This window comes from Fontibacter flavus (assembly GCF_042432905.1).
GTDB classification, from domain to species: Bacteria; Bacteroidota; Bacteroidia; order Cytophagales; family Cyclobacteriaceae; genus Fontibacter; species Fontibacter flavus.
In genome coordinates this window covers 18,834-37,269 of the sequence record NZ_JBHLWI010000037.1, presented here as the reverse complement: position 1 = coordinate 37,269, position 18,436 = coordinate 18,834, and the positions used below count along the sequence as shown (strand labels likewise).

The window sequence follows — 18,436 nt, the reverse complement described above, 5'->3', positions numbered from 1 at the left end:
TGGTTAATTTAAAATTTCAAGGATCTTCCCGCTTTCTAGGTAGCACAAATAGCCTTTTGTAGTTTTGCCACTTAGTCCTTTTACCAAGTTCATATAACCCCTGACCTGCTTTTCATATTTGGAATATTCCTCACCTGTTTTGAAATCTACCACCAATGCCTCATGCTCTTTCAGAATAATCTTATCCGGTCGCTTTTGCTTACCTCCAGGTAGCAGGATTCCCTGCTCCGTCAACAGGGTATTATTTGGATCAAACCAAGAAGCAAAAAGTTCCTGTTTGAAAAGCGCTTCTATTTGTTCTTCGACCACTGAACTTTCCTCCTGTGTTAGCCTGCCTTCGAAATACAGGTTTTTCAATAGAAGCTTGGCTTCTTGCAGACTCCCTGATTTTTCAAGGATTTCATGCACGAGCAATCCAAAATTTCTTTTCTTTCGCTGCTCTATTCCCTCCTTGGAAAAATCAACTGCATATTTTCGGATCTGAAGCAAATTCGTCCAATTTTGATAGCCCCAGCGAAGATGAGGGGCTGACCCTTCTTTTGATTGTACCTTTGGCTTGTCGTGCCAATCTCCCAATTCAAAAACTTTGCTTTCTGGATCAAAATTTTCAGAAAGGCTGAGTTCACCTAAAGTATCCATGCTGGAACTGAGCAGCAACTGTAAATGTGCCTGAAGATAATTCAGATTTTTGATCTCTGCCTTATACGGTACCATACCCCAAAATACCTCCTCTGCTCTCGTAAGCGCTACATAAATCATATTCAAGGAATCCAAATAAGCCATTACAGCTTCCTCTGCATAAGTGCTGTTGAAATCAGATTTTGCCAGGTTGCTGTTCAGCGTCAAAGGAATAATGGCTGAAAAGTGTTTTTCTTTGTCCTCAAATGGGGACCAGACCACATTTCCTTTGCCGGTATCGAATATCGTCCACTTCAAAAAAGGCATCAATACCACCTTAAACTGCAATCCCTTGGATTTGTGGATGGTCAGAATCCGCATGGCATTATGGCCATCTGGGATTTTGACAGTCCTTTTGTTTTGGTTTTCTTCCCACCAATCCAGAAAGCCTGCCAAATCAGCCCTGTTGTTGGTAGTAAAATCGTAAACCGCTTCTTTGAAACCTGAGATATAAGCTTTTTCAATTCCTTGCTCCTCAAGCCCTAATTCAGCGATCAGCTCCTCCAACAATTCCATCAATGGCAATTGAAGAAGGATATTTTCCTTTTCCAGAAAAGATTTCACCCTTTCTTTTAAATGCTCTGGAACCTGGTCCAAGGCGAAGAGGCTATGGTCAACCGGCTCTTGCTTTAAGACTGAGCGGTAATACCACATGGTTTTAAACTGTATTTTTTCATCTGGACTGTGCAGGTACTTCAAACCAGCTACTAAGGCTTTTACCGTAGCAGATTTATGCAGGTACATGGATTCATCTGAAAGAACATCAAAGCGATATTCCGATTGGGGATGCACTGCATTGTAGGCCATTAAGGTATCTGCTATTAATTCTCCCTCTTTTTTGGTCCTGACTAGAAAAGCAATGTCTTTCAATTCATAACCCCTATCTTGAAGTAATGCCACTATCTGGGGAAGCTTGGCGAGTACCTGTTCATCAAATTTGCCTTCGTCTTCATCTTTCAGTTCTTCCAAAAACTCGATTTTGACTTTGCCCTGAAAGGGAGATGTCGCCTTTCTTGCTGATACTTTTTGTTGGACATCCTCATAAGCCCTAGAAATAATCCCCGCATCCTTTGCCAAATAAGCTTCGCTTACTGAGTCCTCAAATGCCTGAGGTAATTTTTTAAAAAGGGCATTGTTAAAAGCAATAATATTGGGTAAGCTCCTGAAGTTGGTATCCAACTTCTCATTCCTGATCGATTTCTCGCCGATTTGCCTTTCCACTTCTTCCAACAACAGCCGCATTTCCCCTCCACGCCAGCGGTAGATGGATTGCTTGACATCCCCCACCAAAAGGTTGGTTTGCCCCTGCGCCAATGAATTCTCCAATAATGGCTTAAAACTTGCCCATTGGAAGCCTGATGTATCCTGAAACTCATCAATCAGATAATGTTGGTATTGATTGCCTACCTTTTCATAAATAAAAGGCGCATCATTTTCCCTGGTTATTTCTTTCAGAAACTCATTCGCATCAGATATGAGCAAAATATTCTCTTCGTCCTTCAACAAAGTCAGTTCTTCCAAAAGATTCCTGAAAATCCCAAAAACAAAGATATTTTTCGAAATGGCTTCAAGTGTGTTCCATTTGAGCATCAGAGGTTCAAATTGTGACAAAATCTGCCCCAAACCCTGATGATAAGCGGCTATGATCGCGTCCTTATTTTTACTGGTTTTGGCATACCAACCTTCCTCTGATTCCGATAACTGCGCCTGCTTTTCTGTCAATTCAGGAATCGGATTTAACCTATCTCCGAGCTTATCAAATTTTTTTGCAAATGAGGTACTACTGCCTGAAAAATCCGTCCAATCCAGGCCATTGGAAATCCGGATCCTATTGGCTTCTTCTTTCATTTGCCTTGTAATTCGGATTATTTCTGCCTTCCGCTCCCTGGAAAAAGTCTGGAGTTCTTTGATATGCTCTTCTTCTTTCAAAAATTCCTTGATTTCAGCTGCATATTTTTTGAAGTCTTCCTGAAAAATCTGTCTGCCCAATTCCTTGATATTCCTCCGAATATCCCAAGATTTACCGTTTTGAATCTGCTCGATGGCATAATCCACCAACCAACGGTGCAAAAACTCATCCTCCATCACTTTGGCAACTACCCGATCAACTACCCTGTCCAGCACTCCATCCTGATCCAATTCCACGTCAAATTTGGCATTCAGGTCAATCTCCCGTGCAAATGCCCTAACCACTTTCTGAAAAAAACTATCGATGGTACTGACTGAAAAACGACCATAATCATGCAAAATGCTGGTAAGCGATTGCGCTGCTCTGAGCTTCAACCCTTCTTCATCCACCCCTAATGCCGACATGATTTCCGCATCCATTTTTTCATCATGCCTGACCGTAGTCCTGAGTCTTGTCAATTCCTTGAGAATCCTCTCTTTCATCTCCTGCGTTGCCTTATTGGTAAAAGTCACCGCAAGAATACCCCGGAAAGCCGTGGGATGTTGCAAGGCCAATTTCAGGTATTCCATGGTCAGGGTGTAGGTTTTTCCTGAACCTGCAGAAGATTTATAGATAATAAAAGGTTTGTGCTCCATGGTCAAAAAAGAATTTAAACAAATCAAGGATTTTTTACTTGGAATAAAAAACCAATGACAGAAGATGTCGCAAAAATCAAAGGATTAAAAAATCAAGTGAACAAATTCTTGAATTGTTCATCAGGATGGAGTAATGCAAGCGTATCCCTTCCAAACTTCCTCAGCGTATAACCATTCTTTTTCAGCATATGCTCACACTCATCAAGCTCATCTTGAGAATGATTGATATTTTCAAAAATAATGGCTTTTGGTTTTGTCGTAGGAATATCAAAAAGCCTGATCACTTCAAGATCAAAACCTTCGGCATCAATCTGCAATAGATCAATTGATTGAATCTTATATTTTGTCAAAAGGGTCTGCGGGCTGATTACCTCGACCTGCTCATAGGTAATTCTTTCTTCTGGTTTTTGAGGAATCTCAATTCCAAACTTCTGGCAGTTCTTTTCGACCACCCCATTTTCAAATGCCTCTTCCAACTTTTCTTTAGAAAATGAGGCCAATCCTGTGGCCCAGCGCATATCGCTAAAAGCTATTTTGTAAAGATTTTGAAATCCGTCCTTTGGCCCTATAGCTGCACAAATTGGATGTAGGTCTTCGTTTTTCCGGTAAATCTTTTTGAGGTATTGGTTGAAAACATCTGGCTGCGGTTCCAGCAAAACTCCTTTCCATCGGTCTCTTTTGATGAATTTATGAATAGGGTCATTGGTAATCCCATCATTTGCACCTATTTGGATCACAGTGAAGTTTCCTTTTTTGGAAAGAGAGTAATCAGATAAAAATTCTGAAAGCGAGCCTTTTTTAGGCTTGTACAAATATTTATAGAATGCCATGAAAAACAAGTTTTCCTCAGCACTCAAATTGATTCTAAAATCTTTATAGAAATTTTTCCAAAAGGAAGTTATAGCCATATGATTAAGTCTAATTTCAGAAAGGTGAAATTAATTGATATGATGCAATATCAAAGTTTTCCAAGAAATCTAAGAATCTTGTTGTATGGTTTCGACCATGTTCTTTGAAAACGTAACGGACCTGAAAGCTCTCTTTCAAAGAAATCACCATGTTTTTTGTTGAGATAGTCGATACGTGCCCTTTTATTTTTACTTGTTCGGGTTTTTTTTCGCTTACTCATTAAAGTTAATCTGTAGAAAAACCCAATAAAAGACAGCTTCACAACTTCCCCTCCATTCTTCAACATTTTAATCCAAAACTCCCAATCTTCCCTTCCCATGACCATATCCTCCGAAAATCCACCAACTGCGACGGCATCTTTTTTCCAAAAAAGAGCTGCCGAAAAAATCATGTTGTCTTTTGCCAATTTAGACAAACTGAAACTTTTCAATTTCCATTTCTTCTGGCCTTCTTCATCAAATTTCACCGCATCACAAAAGACGACTTTCACTTCAGGTCTTTTGGACAGAATGTTTACAGCCTCTTCTATATAGTTAGGTGAAATCAGATCATCCCCGTCCAATGGTAAAATGATTTCCCCCTCTGCTTTTGTAATCCCATGATTTCTGGCTACTGATACGCCACTGTTGGGTTGGTCGATGACTCTAATTTCTTTAAATTCTCTTGCCAACTCCTGTGCGATTTCCAGAGAATTATCGGTAGAGCCATCATTGACAATAATCATCTCAATAGGTCTGTAAGAAGACTTCATGACAGACTCAACCGTTTCTCTCAGATAATCAGCTTGGTTAAAACAAGGCGTAACAATAGATACCAGTGGTTTTTGCATTTTCAAATTTAATGTATTTTTTCCGACAGTAGTTGCCCGAATTTCAAAAGAAAAAAGATCAATGATTCACAAAAAACCTTAGATTTGTTTATACGAGTTTTTTAAACCTTTATGCAAAAATGAAAACTGTTTTTACTCCGCTCGGGCAATTTGAAGAATTCCTTCAAGGTGATATGGGTAAAAAATCCATATTCGGACTGTCTTATTATATCAAGGAAATGGAAAAAGAATTTGAAAGAGTTCGCAAAGCCATTCCATTTGAGTTGACTGAGGAGGCAAAGCAGAAATATATAGATTTTGATCATATCAATATCGATTTTAAAAAATTCATCAGTGAATCTGGATTACTTGTTTCCTTTGATTGGGAAAACTGGCTGGAAGGAAATGAGGTTTTAGAAGGTGTACGCCCCATGTCCAAGCTTAATCAGGTCAAGGTGTTCAAAATGCTGACTTTGATATTCAAAAAGGATCTTGACGATCATGGCTATTTTGACCATCATCTCAAAAACGGCAATATTCTCCTCATGTTCAAGAACCTTCCTGAATACTCTGAACAACAATCATAAACTAAACCTTCACGAAAAAAATGAAATACAGAAAATTCGGAAATACCGATCTTTTGGTGAGTGAAGTAGGTTTTGGAGCATGGGGAATAGGTGGACCTGTCATGGCTGGGGATGTCCCTATTGGCTGGGGTGATGTAGATGACAGTACTTCAAAAAGGGCTTTAAACCATTCTTTGGATTTAGGCATCAACTTTTATGACACTGCGGACTTTTATGGTTTGGGACATTCCGAAGAATTAATCGGTGAGGTCTTTGGAAACCGCCCAGATATATTAATTGCCACAAAAGTAGGTCACAGGCTTTCCAGTGACGGAAAAATATTTACAGATTATTCAAAAGCTCATATCATCGACTCATGCGAAGAAAGCCTTAGAAGGTTAAAGAGAGACAGCATTGATTTTTATCAACTGCATACCGCAAAAGTCGAAGATTTTGAAAATGGAGAGTGCATAGAAGCTTTGGAGCTGTTGAAGCAGAAAGGTAAAATCAGGTATTGGGGGGTCTCTTTGAACACCTTCAATCCACATCCGGAGGCTCAATATCTTTTTGAAAAGAAAATCGGGGATGGACTACAGGTCGTCCTGAACATTATCAATCAGGAAGCTTTGGAAATCATCCAAAATGCCCAAGAGTCAGGATATGGTATCATTGCGAGGATGCCACTGCAATTTGGACTGCTCACAGGAAAATTCACCAAGTCAACCCGCTTCTCTGAAGATGATCACAGAGTCTTCCGATTACCGCCTGACATACTGGAAGAATCTCTGGACCTGTTGGAAGAAGTCTGGATATTGGCTGATAAGTACCAGATCAGCAAAACTTCCCTGGCCATGAGTTTTATCTTGAGTTTCGAAGGGGTATCCACTGTCATTCCAGGCATCAAAACTTCTGAGCAAGCAACTCTGAATACCACTGGAATCACCAAAATTTCCGATGAAGACAGAGATAAAATTGTCAACATGTACTATCCGAAATTCAGAGACTTGCTGATGAGAATGAAATAAAGTTAGAAAGCAAAAAATTAGCTTTCAATAGGTAAATCTGTCTGAAAGCCATTTTAAGGAAAATTCTAAACCCTACACTACTTGTCTTTACTAGATAAATTTAAATTTTACAGACGGAACCTTAGCCGTATCCTGACACCCGAAAGGTTTGCCTTGTCCCCTATTTGGGTACAATTGGTTGCTATATTTTTTGTAAGCGCGATTCTGATCATTGGTCTTTCCCCTTTTTTGGGAGACCTACCCACCAGCTACAAACTGTTTGCTGATCCAGCGAACTATGCTAATACTTCAGGTCCATTACAGTTGTTTGTAGGGCTGATCCAGGTTTTGATGGGGCTGGTTTTGTTTTCCTTCATCATTTCAGTGCTTTCTGCTGCATTGGTCACCTTAATTGAAAACATCAAAAGCGGATCCCTTCCGTACAGAAAGAAAGGCCATATTCTTTTTGTCAATTTCAATATCAAATTACCCTTGATCTTGGATCAGGTAAACCTTAGGGCAAAGGAAAAAGGCATTTTAGAAGATGTGGTTCTGCTTTTTCCTGAAGCAGAAACAGTGACATTTTTCAGAAACCAATTTGACAAAGACAGATGGAAAAACCTTGAAGTATTTATTCGGCAAGGTGATGTCCTCTTTTTTCAGACATTTGACAGACTCTCTGTACAGCATGCTATGGCCTTGGTAATACTTCAGCCGGATCACTTGGCTGACACCTTCTCTGCAGATAATTTTAATTTAAAAATACTGACTACCCTTACCAATAACCATGGATTCTTCTCCCATCTGACTAGCAAGCAGGAAGCTGGAAATCCGGTAAAATGCTCGATAGAACTGTCCAAAAAAACAGATGTAAGAAAAATAGCTCTGGAAATCACCAAAAATAAAGCTGGACACCTCTTTTCTGTCATCACTCCCGGAGATGTTATTGGCAGTATCCTGGCAAGAGCAAAAGTGGATGTGGTGTATTATAAAGTATTTTTTGAGGTTATGGCATTTGATGGATCTACTATCCATTTTGTGAACCCAAGGCAGTTTGGGACAGTCAATTTTGAAAATAAAGATTTCAATCATCTTCTTTTCAGTTTTAAGGGGGGAACATTAATTGGATTCTCCGCTTCTGATCATGAAGGTAAATTTGAAATCAATCTCTGTCCCTTTCACAAAGAATTCAAAAAGGGAGATTGGCTGATTTTCCTTACCCCAAATGTGAAACACCTCAAATATTCACCACCAAAAGAACCTTTAAATCTGAACACCCATATCCCTGTCATACCGCCAACAGAAGAAGTCAGTAAGAAAATCTGTGTCATCGGCAATGCATGGACAATGGAAAACATCGAAGATTTTATGGATGGGAAAAGCTTGGCAGCAATGCAGGAGTCGCAGGTCATCTTTGACAATCCAGAAGGGTATTTCACAGATAAATTCCTGAACAAATTACATCAAGGAGAATTTGACAATATTATCATCAACCTGGATGATGAACTTGGTTTTAGACTGACGATGATGCTGGTTTCTTCCAACAAGCATAATCCTGAATTTTTAAATAAAATTGTCACCATCCTTGGAGATCCTGTCACAGAGCAATTACTGAATACCAATATCCTCAAAAGCAATACGGTACTCTCCCATAAACTTTCTGCCCGATATATTGCCCAATTGGCTTTCCAGAAAAACCTTGAAAGAGTCTTTACTGAACTAGCCTTTACCGAAGGGGCAGAATTCCACCTTTTAGATGTGGGCAAGCATATCAGGACTGAAGTTCTAAAGGATGTAAACCATGTCAGGAAAATTTTAGCCGCACATGATATGATCTATTTGGGAACTGTAGATGCAGACAAAAACGTCAATCTAGAAGCGGTTAATTTTGAGGGCACTAATCAGATTTTGGTCTTGGCGGAAGGAAAAATTACCGAAAAAAGCCATTTAGGATAATTCAAAAGTTTAATATTGCATAAGCCTAAAGGCTGAATGATTTAATTTCCAAAATGAGACGATCTTATGAATGAGCCTTTGGACAAGAAAAACAGCCAACCTAACAATCCTCTCCATGGAATTCGCCTAGTCGACATTTTGGATTATCTTGTTGAAAAATACGGATGGAAAAAGCTCGGTGAAAAAATCAGTATACGATGCTTCACCCATGACCCATCTATTAATTCCAGTTTGAAATTTTTAAGAAAATCAGACTGGGCCAGAAAAAAAGTGGAAGACCTTTACCTCTACTCGCTCCAAAAAGACCAAAAAAGAAAAGCTGAAGAATAAACATCCCTCAGCTTTCTCTGAATCAGTCTGTCACGTTTTCCATCAGGAAATCTAACAAAAGTAAATATCAATAGTCTCCTGGGATCAATTGTATTTTCCTAAACTCAACAGGTCCATGGTCTCCTTGCAGCATGATAGGGCCAGGTAAAGCTTCATGGCTATCCAAGGCTCCTCCGGTGATACCCGGGATTATCTGATCGCAAATAATGGTCTTTCCATTTGCCACCACTGTCAACCTCCTTCCTACAAGGGTGATTTCATAAGTCTGCCACTCACCTGCCTTTTTTGCAGCCATTTCATTTGGAGTTAAAAACCCATAGATACCGCCAAAAAGTACATTTGACGGGGCTTTACCATAATCATCCTGAATCTGAACTTCATATCTGCCCCTTAAAAAGATCCCACTGTTGCTTCCCTCAGGATACCTGAATTCAACTAATAGCTTAAAATCCTCATATTTGGCATCAGTGATCAGGTTGGCTCCAGATTTTGGACTTTTCAAGATCCCTTCGTTGACAAACCATTGGTTTTCTGGTTTATCTGTATGCCAGCCTTTTAGGTCTTTTCCGTTGAAAATATTAATTACATTACCCCATACAGGTGTCTTTTCTCTTACCAAACTCGGCGCCCTCTCTCCTACAAAAGAATACTCACCTCCATTTGGATGGCTAATGGAACCGAAAATTTTACCATCGTCAACCCGACCTTCAAACATAAGATCTTTATCTGTATCCTGCCACTGCGGTGGTATAGTAAAGGACACTCTACCATTGTCAAAATGTACTTTAGAAATCGGTCGAGCACTGCCATCATCTCCAACAAAATGACCAACCAAAACCCTGATACCGGACTGCTTGACTTCCAGCCAGGATGGGGCCTGTTTACCATTGCCCATCTCCATGGTAATATTCCATGTCCCAATAATATCAGAAGCATTACTTTGTGCCTGGGCGAAATTGGTTATTGAAAATAAAATGAATAAAGCCAAAGATCCTTTCAGCTGATTAAATAAGATTTTCATGATTTTGTTGATTTTTGAATTCAAAATTTATGGATTTTATGGCATAAGATAAAGTAAGAAACTAGATTCATTTCTTAAGCAGGAATTTGCATTTATTTTCTTGGAATGAATTATTAGAAAAATGAATAAAAAACGCTGCTCAACCCCTAATTCAAATCGTCTGAAAAAAAAATTTCAATTTTTTTTCATTTTTTTTTCACCACACTTTTTAGGGTGAAATACATATTCTTTTTGGTGATTTACATTAATTAGTTCATATACCTAAAACAGGACTAAAACACCAATTTAAACACAGTTAACACTGATTTTCAAGAGTTTGGAAATTAAATTTTATGTATCATATTAGTAAAAAATTAGCAGGGTTTAGCAGGTTAAACTCTGTTGATTTCAGGGTAAAAAAGTTCTTTAAACAGTTTTATTAACACTAACGACGATATGACAAACAAAACAAAATTAATCGTGGCAAATGTTTTTGCTCTCTTGGCTGTAGTAGCTATACTAGCCAGCACAAAGTTGATGGGATTAGATGTTTCCGCAACTTCATTGGCCACCAAAGCATTGTTGTTTTTGATCCCTCAAGTGGGCTTCATCTATTTTTATGTGAAGTCCACAAGTGAAGAAAACAAAAAGGTTTTAGCTTAATCTACCCCCCCTTTTCCTAGGACATCATCGCATGATGATGTCCTAAGGGAAAAAACGTAAAAATTTCTTTTATGATGTTGGATGGTGTTGTGTGTGCGTATTTTTTTTAAAGGTTAATGTTATGCAATTGGTCTAGAAATGTCCGCAGTCTTTGACTTCGGACATTTTTGGTTTTAAGACTTTTCATTAAATACACTTCCCTTTATCTATTATTTCCATAAACCTCTGGATTACATACACTTATTTATTTTTGTAAACCCAAAATTTATTTAGCATTGCTGACCTAATTGTGGGATCTAAAGACCCAGTTTATCCATTTTCTTCTTCAAGTACCCTTCATTTTCAGAGGGAAACCTAAACAGTTTGCCATATATCCCCTTTTCCTTGGACAAAGCCCTAAGCAAATTGCCCCCTGCTGGGATGGTTTGCGGTCTATTCAAATAAATAGAATCCTGAAGGGCCACATCTATATCGACCAGCTCCCATCCTTCCACTTTTAACGCTTCCAATAAATCTCCCAGAAAAAGCCCCGCAGCCAAGTTGTGGTGCAACAAAAGAACATGGTCAATTTTTCTGCCTGTCAGCACCATAGCCAAGCTGTCATTGAATCTTGCCCTGTCTACATGGTGTTGGACATATAGGTTTCTGAACCCCTTCAGGTCTGCGTTTGGATTTTGCCTAAGCATGTTAACCAACCTATTGTTGATATACCAATCTTCCCCATCTACCGTAACATGGGCGGTTTGAACTCCCTCATCATCCAAAAATTGCCTGAAACCATCCCGCTTGGCTTCTGTCTCACCCTCCCGGAGATAAGGGAACCTGAAATAAGGAAGGAGATTATCATATTGATCGAGGAATCTTTTGTTTTTTGAAAAATCCAACTTGTAATCTTCCAAGCTTACGTTTTCGCTGCTGAAATTGGGATGGGAATAGGTATGGTTACCCAAATAATGCCCTGCTTCTTTCCAAGTTTCGAGTACATACCTCCCCTTCTCATGATTAAGCTGCCCGCCAACAGCAAAAAGCATCCCCTTGACCTGATGATTCTCCAAATGTTTCAGGATTTTGGAATGCCATTCTTTCCAGGAATAACCAGGCATATTGATCGTGCTACCATCATCAAATGAGACGGCAATACGGGGGTTGGGGTTCTTGGATTGATCGCCCGAATCAACTGACCCACTCTCAAAAGTAGAAATCGGGTATGATAATATCCAGAAGAGGATGATATAAATCAATCTGAAAGTCAGCATCAAATGGAATAAAGGAAAATGGAGGAAAAAGGTAATCAAGACAGGCTTATGATGCAAAAGAAATTGGGGAAAATATAGAGAAACAGATCCATACGAATTAATTTAACTAAGGGTCAAAAAAATAAAAAATCAGAAAATCAATGCATTAGACTCCGTACTACACATTTTTGGTGGATTGGGGTTTGCAAATTCAAACATAAGACCTACATTTGCATTCCGTAATAACGGAGACTATTTAACGGCAAAGTTAAATTAGCGACAATTAGAGGAGTGGCAGAGTGGTCGATCGCGGCGGTCTTGAAAACCGTTGTACCGAGAGGTACCGGGGGTTCGAATCCCTCCTCCTCTGCGAAAATGCATGTAAAACCTTCAATTTTGACAAAATTGAAGGTTTTTTTTTACCCAAAAACCAGCATTTTCAATACATAAATCACTGTTTTTCAGCTATTTGAAAATTTAACACGCTAAAATCCACTCACTTAGTGAAAATCCTGAAAAGGGTCAGAAAATTCAAAAAAAAGCAAATTTTCAATGCGTCATTCGTGTAGTGGATATTCCGGAGCTTGCTGACCTCTTAGAAACAGAATGTTTTTAATATCAGAATGTAACCTGAATCGCTGGATTCGACTGACATTCCGGCGGATGCTGCCCCCCTTCAACAAAAAAATCAATGAGCTTATTAACATTAATTAATCAAGGTTAACGAAATTAAAATGATTTAATCCTTGAAAATGGTTCCTAAAAACATGTTGGAACTCAGAAACAATTACAACTAATTTTACTGTTTTTAGAGAAACTCCTGCTAAGCGGGACAAGTAGTAAAAGGTTTGAACCAAAACCAGAAGAGACTTATTTCACTGCTACTCCCGCAAATCGGGAGCCTGACGTTATATGTAATTGCCCCGCCCCTTGAGGGCATAAGAAAAATATGAAATAAGAGAATTAAATGATTGTAGCATAAAGGATTGACTCCAATTATGTGTTATTTTTATTTGCAAGAAGCTTAATGAGTGACTGAAACTTGTGCGAAGATTTAGTTTGTAAAAGAGGAAATCATGAATCTGCTAAAAAAGACACCAGTCTTATGCTACTTCGCAATAACTTTCCTTATCTCATGGGGAGGCGTTTTCATTTTGGGATATCCTTACGAAATGCCATCAACCAAGGAGCAGTTTCAAGCTCTATGGACCGCTGTTGTTGTTCCCTATTTCTTGGGACCAGCAATAGCAGGATTACTGATGACTGCAATAATTGGCGGCCGGAAAGGATTACGTGATCTCCGCGATCGCTTGTTTAAGTGGCGAATAAGCCTTAAATGGTATGCAATTGCGCTACTGACCGCGCCAATCATTGTTACACCCTTACTATTCATTTTTTCGCTTTATTCCCCGGTTTTTCTGCCCGGTATTGTCACATCCGCTGACAAGGTCTCCGCAATATTGACTGGCATTGTAACTGGAGTTCTATTTGGCGGATTAATGGAAGAATTAGGCTGGACCGGATTTGCTGTGCATGTTTTGTTAAAACGCTTTAGCACCTTCAAGACTGGATTGATTATCGGAACACTCCATGGTGTATGGCATTTCCCAGTGAAGATCTTGATAAGTGGTCCTCTGGGACTTTCTCCTTTTCTGGTTATAGACCTCATTACGGCGGTAGTAAATCTCACAGCATGGAGAATCCTCATGGTGTGGATCTATAACTGTACCGGTGGCAGTCTGCTCACAACGATGCTGATGCACGCAAGCCTTACTGCCAGCACCCTCTTTATCCTTGCTCCGACAGCAACAGGAAGTTCGCTTGTCGTCTATAACCTTGCGGCCGCGGCGGCAGTTTGGATTGTCGTTGCCGCGATCTTCCTTATTCACCATAAATCAAAGGAAGAATAAATATGAAATTGCTAAAAAAAACTGATTGGAAGAGGAGACAAGATAATGCTGATTACTCTGCCTGGGTGTGGTGATCTGTATAGGATGATATTTCGGTTCCAGGGTATATTCTCCAAAGAGGAGGCAATGCTGGCAGAAAACGTTGGTCTATCTTGGGATGGATACATACAAATAGTTTTAATTCTTTGGGTTTAAAAAATATATCATGAACTGGATAAAAAAGAACCCTGTCCTGTCCTACTTCATCTTTACTTTCCTGATATCGTGGGGCGCAATTATTATTATGATGTCAATCAACGGAATGCCAAACACGGTAGCCGAAGCCCAGGCACAGCTTCCGCTGGCAATCATGACATTCCTACTCGGTCCGTGTCTCACAGGGCTGATGATGGTCGGCCTGGTCCATGGCCGGAACGGCTATCTCAACCTATGGTTTCGCATGATCAGGTGGCGGGTCAATCTAGTATGGTATGCCATTGCGCTATTTCTCGCGCCATTGGTTTTCGTAGGATCTCACTTTGTTTTGTCTTTATTCTCGCCGGTTTATTTGCCCGGCTTTTTGACTGTTCCAGATGGCTCTACCCTGATTCTCATGGGAATCATCTCAGGTATTATGGTAGGCATTCTTGAAGAAGTGGGCTGGTTCGGATTTGTCATACCAGAAATGAGGAAGAGATACAGTCCCCTTAAGGTCGGGCTTATCGTCGGAATTATCTGGGGCACATGGCACATCATGGCCAATGACATCTGGGCAATAAAAACCTACTCGGGTGAGATCCCCACAGCCCTTTATGCGGTCCTTTCAGGCCTCAGCTTCATGATCGGCCAGCTACCTCCGTTCAGGATAATTATGGTATGGGCTTATGAGCGAACCGGAAGTCTCTTTTTGATGGTGGTAATGCATTTTAGCCTGACTGCCTGTTCCATCGCTTTCTCTCCTGAAAAGATGTCTGGCTGGCAGGTCTTTATTTACAGCATGTCGGTGGCCGCAGTTTTTTGGGTGATCGCCGCCGCAGTCGTCATGACGGACCGCAGGATGAAAAATTTTGGTAAAGTTCAGTTTGAGAGCTCTCGGAGTGAAAGTGGGAATCTTTCTGTGGGTAGCTCAGGTGACGGGCTGTGATACGCAGTTTTCTTTCGAAGTATGAACTCTGAAAAATTTCCGAAGAACAGAAAAATATTTTTTAAAATTTGAGAACTTACAACAAGGGAAAATGAAACCATATGACTTAATAAAAAAAACAATTGGCTTAGCGTTGAGATGACCTTGCAAAAACTGTATCCCGACCAAAACAAAATACTTGACGAATACTCCCATTGAGATATCAATAAAATTCTTTTCAGGTAATGGCTTTTTTTTCAGTTGTTACTTTGAACCCAAGGTGTTACTTTTGACTTTGAGCCATTTTATACATCAATTAGAAATACTTGCAAGAGGACCAGATCGTTTCAGGGCTAAGGGCCAATGACAGGGCAACGGTAGAATATGTTTACGAAAAATATTCCCGGGCACTTTTGGGGGTAATCCTTAGGATCATTCCAGACAGAGATATAGCAGAGGAGGTTTTTCATGATGCCTTTGTCAAGATAATCCGCAAGATTGATGGTTATCAAGTGGAAAAGGGCAGGATTTATACCTGGATGTCCAATATCTGCAGAAATGCAGCCATAGATAAGACCCGTTCAAAAGAATTTTCCAACTCCAAAAAGACCAATCCACTAGAAGATTACGTAAATGCCTATGAAGATCAGGCAGGAACAGCCGATTATGTGGAAGGAATAGGTGTAAAGGAACTGTTGAACAACCTCAGTGAGGACCAAAGGTTTATTATCAAGTACATCTATTTCAAGGGATACACCCATTCGGAAGTCTCAGAGGAATTTGGGATACCCCTGGGTACGGTCAAATCCCGTCTTCGTGCTTCACTTGCTGCATTAAAAAATAAATTAGAGAAAATTTAGTGGATATTCAAGCATACATATCGTCAGGAATATTAGAGCTGTTCTTGTTGGGAGAGCTCAATGAGAGGGAGAAGCAGGAAGTCATGGAAATGGCCGCCCGTTATCCTGCCATCCAAAATGAGCTCGAGGAACTGGAAAAAACCATGTTCGCCTTTGACCAACAATCAGGAATAAACCCTTCTGAAGGGGTAAAAAGCCGGATCATGGAGACGCTCTATGGAGCCGAGCAGCCAATAAGTCCCGCGCTACCAATAGCAGAAAAGGTAAGAACGACCGATATGGGTAGCGGTATCGAACGAAATATCGGCAACACTTGGAAAATTTGGGCGGTGGCAGCATCCTTTGTGGCATTGTTGGCTTCGGCAGCTGCCATCTATTTCGCGGCAAGGTACTATAAGTCACAAGAGAATTATATGGCTTTGATGTTGGAGCGATCGGTTTTAGCTGAGGAGCTGGATATCAAACAGGCCAGATTTGAGCAGGTGGAAGAAGTGCTGGCTGGAGATTTTGACATGGTTTCTTTATCGGGCACTGCTTTTGAAATCCAGGAAGATGCCAAGTTGAATGTTTTCTGGAACGCCAACGAAGCTTTGGTGTACGTGGCGGTTCAAAACCTAGCCCTATTGGGAGCTGACCAAGACTATCAACTCTGGGCAATTGGAGAGAATGGACCAATAGGAATAGGACTGATCAACCCACAGGAAAAAAACGTGCTGCAGAAGATGGACCAAGTAGCCGCAGCTGGCGCCTTTGCCATCACTATTGAACCTAAAGGGGGCAGCCTTACCCCAACTCTTGAAAAGCTCGTGGCTTTGGGAGAGGTAACCTAAACAACCGCATCCAATTATCCTTTCAATTTTCACTCAAGCTACCATTGGTAGCTTTTTTTTTGTGCTCAAAATCCAAACGGAAGGTCTACTGCGTATGTACTTCAAAATCTAAAGTTATGAAAGACCAAGGAATAATGAAGGCAGGAGTGCTGCCAAAGGGAAGAAGGGCATTTCTTCAGAAAATGGGGGCCATGGCGGTGATGTCTAGTTTTGGCATGTCGTTTTTTGCGGCCTGTAGCAGCAATGAGGATATGGATCCCGACCAGGATCAAAATCAGGGAAACGGAATTAATGTAACCGCAGGACAGGTAGCCATTGATTTGGAGAGACAAAACCAATTGAGAAATGCAGGGGGATGGATCCTGGTGGTTGAGGCTAAGATGTTGGTGGTCAATGTGGATGGCAACAGCTTCAGCGCCCTTACCTCTGTATGTACGCATACCGGATGTGACAGAAACTGGTCTTTGAACCAAAACCAGTTTATCTGCTCCTGTCATGGGTCAAGGTTTGACCTTCAAGGGAATGTAGTCAATGGCCCTGCAACCCGCCCCCTGTTCTCTTTTAACACAAAACTAGAAGACAATGTACTCATCGTCACCAGGTAAACTTACGGTTTGGCTGTTGGTGCTTGGCCTATTCGTCATCCATCCTCCACAAGCCAATGCACAGCGATTCTTGACCAAAAATGGGGCTGTGGAATTCCATTCCAAGGCGTCTTTAAATGAATTTGTCGGTTCCTCTAACCACTTGCATGGAATGGTCGATTTGAATGACAATGCACTTGATTTTTATGTGGATCTCAACACCCTTACAACAGGAATCAAGTTGCGGGATAGACATATGCGGGAAAATTACCTGGAAACCAAGAAGTACCCCTTTGCTGAATTTACAGGCAGGCTTAGCCAACAGGATCTGCCTAACCTGAAGAATGGGCAAGCTGTGCAGGCCATGGGGGATTTTAAAATCCATGGACGCAAAAGAGCCATCAAGGTGCCGGGTAAGGTACAATTATCCGAAGACGGAAAGGAATTGATGCTGGAGGCGGAATTTGTCCTCAAGCTTAGTGACTATGGAATTGATGTGCCGGGAGTGCTTTTTTATGAGCTTTCCGAAGTACAAGAGGTGAAAATTAAAGCAATCTTAAAAAATGAAGACAATTAGATATACTTTGCTGCTATTGGCGATGATGTTGAGTTGCGTGAAGACGCTTTATGCGCAACTGGAAAGGAAACTAGTGGAAGAGGATATTGAGGAGGAGCTGATTTTCCACGCTCCCCGCCACATCAATTTGGTTACCGTGGAGTCACTGGAAAAGAACACCCTACATTTTGCCATTATGCATACCTTTGGCACAGTGGATAACGGTCCCAGAAACTTATGGGGATTGGACAACGGTGCGAATATTCTGTTGAACTTTGAGTATGGGTTGACAGATAGGTTTTCCCTGGGACTCTCCAGGCAAAGCATGGACAAGTTTTACAATCTGTACTTCCGCCACCATCTACTGAAGCAAACACAAAACAACCGCAAGCCCTTCTCCCTCTCCCTAATGGCTGGGCTGGGCCTTAATACTTCCGATTATGATTTCCTGCCAGATCCAGGTGTTCAGCTCCAAGAAAGGCTTTCCTATGTTGCGCAGGTAATGGTCGCGAGGAAATTTTCAGAAAAACTCAGCCTTCAGTTGAGTCCCATGCTGGTTTATTTTGACAACCCACTGCCTGTTTTCCAGATTGAAGGGACTCAGCAAACCTATTTGGCTCTAGGAGTGAGCGGTAAGTATAAAATTACCGGCAAGACCTCTCTTACAGGGCAATGGATCCCTAATCTCAACAACAGCCTGGCCAACAATGTAGGGGTAGGTATAGATGTGGAAGCAGGAGGTCATGTCTTCCAAATGTATTTTGTGACAAGCCCTGCCTTGACCGAACAGTACCTGCTTGCAGGTGGCAATGGTCGCGTAGGGGAAAAATTCCGCTTGGGCTTCAATGTCAATAGGCTTTTTCATATAGGCAGGTAGATACCCATAGTACAATGGCGGGCA

At 40.8% G+C, this 18,436-nt stretch carries 17 protein-coding genes and 1 tRNA gene; 13 read left to right on the top strand and 5 right to left on the bottom strand.

What is annotated here, in order from left to right:
• Positions 1-3: 3 nt before the first annotated feature.
• From ACFFIP_RS13250 to ACFFIP_RS13240, 3 genes are all read right to left on the bottom strand, one after another.
• A complete protein-coding gene (locus tag ACFFIP_RS13250; RefSeq protein ID WP_382388139.1) occupies positions 4-3,222 on the bottom strand; it encodes a UvrD-helicase domain-containing protein in 3,219 nt (1,072 codons plus the stop codon).
• A 92-nt stretch (positions 3,223-3,314) separates the two neighbouring features.
• Positions 3,315-4,052 carry an FkbM family methyltransferase gene (locus ACFFIP_RS13245; protein ID WP_382388138.1) on the bottom strand — a complete coding sequence of 246 codons (738 nt, stop codon included), beginning with the start codon at positions 4,050-4,052 and terminating at the stop codon, positions 3,315-3,317.
• 128 nt (positions 4,053-4,180) lie between these two features.
• Positions 4,181-4,960 (bottom strand): glycosyltransferase family 2 protein, encoded by a 780-nt coding sequence (locus tag ACFFIP_RS13240; protein ID WP_382388137.1) that lies wholly within the window; start codon positions 4,958-4,960, stop codon positions 4,181-4,183.
• 119 nt (positions 4,961-5,079) lie between these two features.
• On the opposite strand from ACFFIP_RS13240, the gene ACFFIP_RS13235 reads away from it, so the two are divergent.
• The 4 genes from ACFFIP_RS13235 to ACFFIP_RS13220 all read left to right on the top strand — a co-directional run bounded on the left by ACFFIP_RS13235 (position 5,080) and on the right by ACFFIP_RS13220 (position 8,795).
• Positions 5,080-5,526, top strand: a complete 447-nt coding sequence (locus ACFFIP_RS13235; protein WP_382388136.1) for a DUF6508 domain-containing protein — start codon at positions 5,080-5,082, stop codon at positions 5,524-5,526.
• A 20-nt stretch (positions 5,527-5,546) separates the two neighbouring features.
• Positions 5,547-6,530 carry an aldo/keto reductase gene (locus ACFFIP_RS13230; protein WP_382388135.1) on the top strand — a complete coding sequence of 328 codons (984 nt, stop codon included), beginning with the start codon at positions 5,547-5,549 and terminating at the stop codon, positions 6,528-6,530.
• A gap of 81 nt (positions 6,531-6,611) precedes the next feature.
• Positions 6,612-8,465, top strand: coding sequence for a hypothetical protein (locus ACFFIP_RS13225; RefSeq protein ID WP_382388134.1), 1,854 nt, complete (start codon positions 6,612-6,614; stop codon positions 8,463-8,465).
• 66 nt (positions 8,466-8,531) lie between these two features.
• Positions 8,532-8,795, top strand: a complete 264-nt coding sequence (locus ACFFIP_RS13220; RefSeq protein WP_382388133.1) for a VF530 family protein — start codon at positions 8,532-8,534, stop codon at positions 8,793-8,795.
• Between the two features lie 67 nt (positions 8,796-8,862).
• On the opposite strand, the gene ACFFIP_RS13215 is transcribed toward ACFFIP_RS13220, so the two are convergent.
• The gene (locus tag ACFFIP_RS13215; protein ID WP_382388132.1) at positions 8,863-9,816 is read right to left on the bottom strand and encodes a 3-keto-disaccharide hydrolase; all 954 of its coding nucleotides are present in this window, start codon (positions 9,814-9,816) and stop codon (positions 8,863-8,865) included.
• A 435-nt stretch (positions 9,817-10,251) separates the two neighbouring features.
• On the opposite strand from ACFFIP_RS13215, the gene ACFFIP_RS13210 reads away from it, so the two are divergent.
• Positions 10,252-10,458 carry a hypothetical protein gene (locus ACFFIP_RS13210; RefSeq protein WP_382388131.1) on the top strand — a complete coding sequence of 69 codons (207 nt, stop codon included), beginning with the start codon at positions 10,252-10,254 and terminating at the stop codon, positions 10,456-10,458.
• A gap of 296 nt (positions 10,459-10,754) precedes the next feature.
• Here the strand turns inward: ACFFIP_RS13210 and ACFFIP_RS13205 are convergent, their stop codons facing one another.
• On the bottom strand, positions 10,755-11,714 hold the full coding sequence (locus ACFFIP_RS13205) for a polysaccharide deacetylase family protein (RefSeq protein WP_382388130.1): 960 nt from the start codon (positions 11,712-11,714) through the stop codon (positions 10,755-10,757).
• A gap of 264 nt (positions 11,715-11,978) precedes the next feature.
• On the opposite strand from ACFFIP_RS13205, the gene ACFFIP_RS13200 reads away from it, so the two are divergent.
• The 8 genes from ACFFIP_RS13200 to ACFFIP_RS13165 all read left to right on the top strand — a co-directional run bounded on the left by ACFFIP_RS13200 (position 11,979) and on the right by ACFFIP_RS13165 (position 18,412).
• Positions 11,979-12,063, top strand: a tRNA-Ser gene (locus tag ACFFIP_RS13200).
• A 706-nt stretch (positions 12,064-12,769) separates the two neighbouring features.
• Complete coding sequence (locus tag ACFFIP_RS13195) at positions 12,770-13,603, top strand: CPBP family intramembrane glutamic endopeptidase (RefSeq protein ID WP_382388129.1); 834 nt, start codon at positions 12,770-12,772, stop codon at positions 13,601-13,603.
• Between the two features lie 205 nt (positions 13,604-13,808).
• Complete coding sequence (locus ACFFIP_RS13190; RefSeq protein WP_382388128.1) at positions 13,809-14,726, top strand: CPBP family intramembrane glutamic endopeptidase; 918 nt, start codon at positions 13,809-13,811, stop codon at positions 14,724-14,726.
• A gap of 305 nt (positions 14,727-15,031) precedes the next feature.
• The gene (locus tag ACFFIP_RS13185) at positions 15,032-15,565 is read left to right on the top strand and encodes an RNA polymerase sigma factor (RefSeq protein WP_382388127.1); all 534 of its coding nucleotides are present in this window, start codon (positions 15,032-15,034) and stop codon (positions 15,563-15,565) included.
• Complete coding sequence (locus tag ACFFIP_RS13180; RefSeq protein ID WP_382388126.1) at positions 15,565-16,395, top strand: anti-sigma factor; 831 nt, start codon at positions 15,565-15,567, stop codon at positions 16,393-16,395. Before ACFFIP_RS13185 ends, ACFFIP_RS13180 begins: the two co-directional genes overlap by 1 nt.
• Positions 16,396-16,511: 116 nt before the next feature.
• A complete protein-coding gene (locus ACFFIP_RS13175; protein WP_382388125.1) occupies positions 16,512-17,000 on the top strand; it encodes a QcrA and Rieske domain-containing protein in 489 nt (162 codons plus the stop codon).
• Complete coding sequence (locus tag ACFFIP_RS13170; RefSeq protein ID WP_382388124.1) at positions 16,978-17,556, top strand: YceI family protein; 579 nt, start codon at positions 16,978-16,980, stop codon at positions 17,554-17,556. Before ACFFIP_RS13175 ends, ACFFIP_RS13170 begins: the two co-directional genes overlap by 23 nt.
• A complete protein-coding gene (locus tag ACFFIP_RS13165; RefSeq protein ID WP_382388123.1) occupies positions 17,543-18,412 on the top strand; it encodes a DUF5777 family beta-barrel protein in 870 nt (289 codons plus the stop codon). The genes ACFFIP_RS13170 and ACFFIP_RS13165 overlap by 14 nt, the downstream gene beginning before the upstream one ends.
• Positions 18,413-18,436: the final 24 nt, after the last annotated feature.

Bases quoted from the DNA above. Each gene is read 5' to 3' on its own strand.
- ACFFIP_RS13240 (WP_382388137.1), bottom strand. From the start codon at position 4,960: ATGCAAAAACCACTGGTATCTATTGTTACGCCTTGTTTTAACCAAGCT.
- ACFFIP_RS13245 (WP_382388138.1), bottom strand. From the start codon at position 4,052: ATGGCATTCTATAAATATTTGTACAAGCCTAAAAAAGGCTCGCTTTCA.
- ACFFIP_RS13210 (WP_382388131.1), top strand. From the start codon at position 10,252: ATGACAAACAAAACAAAATTAATCGTGGCAAATGTTTTTGCTCTCTTG.
- ACFFIP_RS13190 (WP_382388128.1), top strand. From the start codon at position 13,809: ATGAACTGGATAAAAAAGAACCCTGTCCTGTCCTACTTCATCTTTACT.
- ACFFIP_RS13220 (WP_382388133.1), top strand. From the start codon at position 8,532: ATGAATGAGCCTTTGGACAAGAAAAACAGCCAACCTAACAATCCTCTC.
- ACFFIP_RS13235 (WP_382388136.1), top strand. From the start codon at position 5,080: ATGAAAACTGTTTTTACTCCGCTCGGGCAATTTGAAGAATTCCTTCAA.
- ACFFIP_RS13195 (WP_382388129.1), top strand. From the start codon at position 12,770: ATGAATCTGCTAAAAAAGACACCAGTCTTATGCTACTTCGCAATAACT.
- ACFFIP_RS13170 (WP_382388124.1), top strand. From the start codon at position 16,978: ATGTACTCATCGTCACCAGGTAAACTTACGGTTTGGCTGTTGGTGCTT.
- ACFFIP_RS13165 (WP_382388123.1), top strand. From the start codon at position 17,543: ATGAAGACAATTAGATATACTTTGCTGCTATTGGCGATGATGTTGAGT.
- ACFFIP_RS13215 (WP_382388132.1), bottom strand. From the start codon at position 9,816: ATGAAAATCTTATTTAATCAGCTGAAAGGATCTTTGGCTTTATTCATT.
- ACFFIP_RS13230 (WP_382388135.1), top strand. From the start codon at position 5,547: ATGAAATACAGAAAATTCGGAAATACCGATCTTTTGGTGAGTGAAGTA.
- ACFFIP_RS13250 (WP_382388139.1), bottom strand. From the start codon at position 3,222: ATGGAGCACAAACCTTTTATTATCTATAAATCTTCTGCAGGTTCAGGA.
- ACFFIP_RS13205 (WP_382388130.1), bottom strand. From the start codon at position 11,714: ATGCTGACTTTCAGATTGATTTATATCATCCTCTTCTGGATATTATCA.
- ACFFIP_RS13175 (WP_382388125.1), top strand. From the start codon at position 16,512: ATGAAAGACCAAGGAATAATGAAGGCAGGAGTGCTGCCAAAGGGAAGA.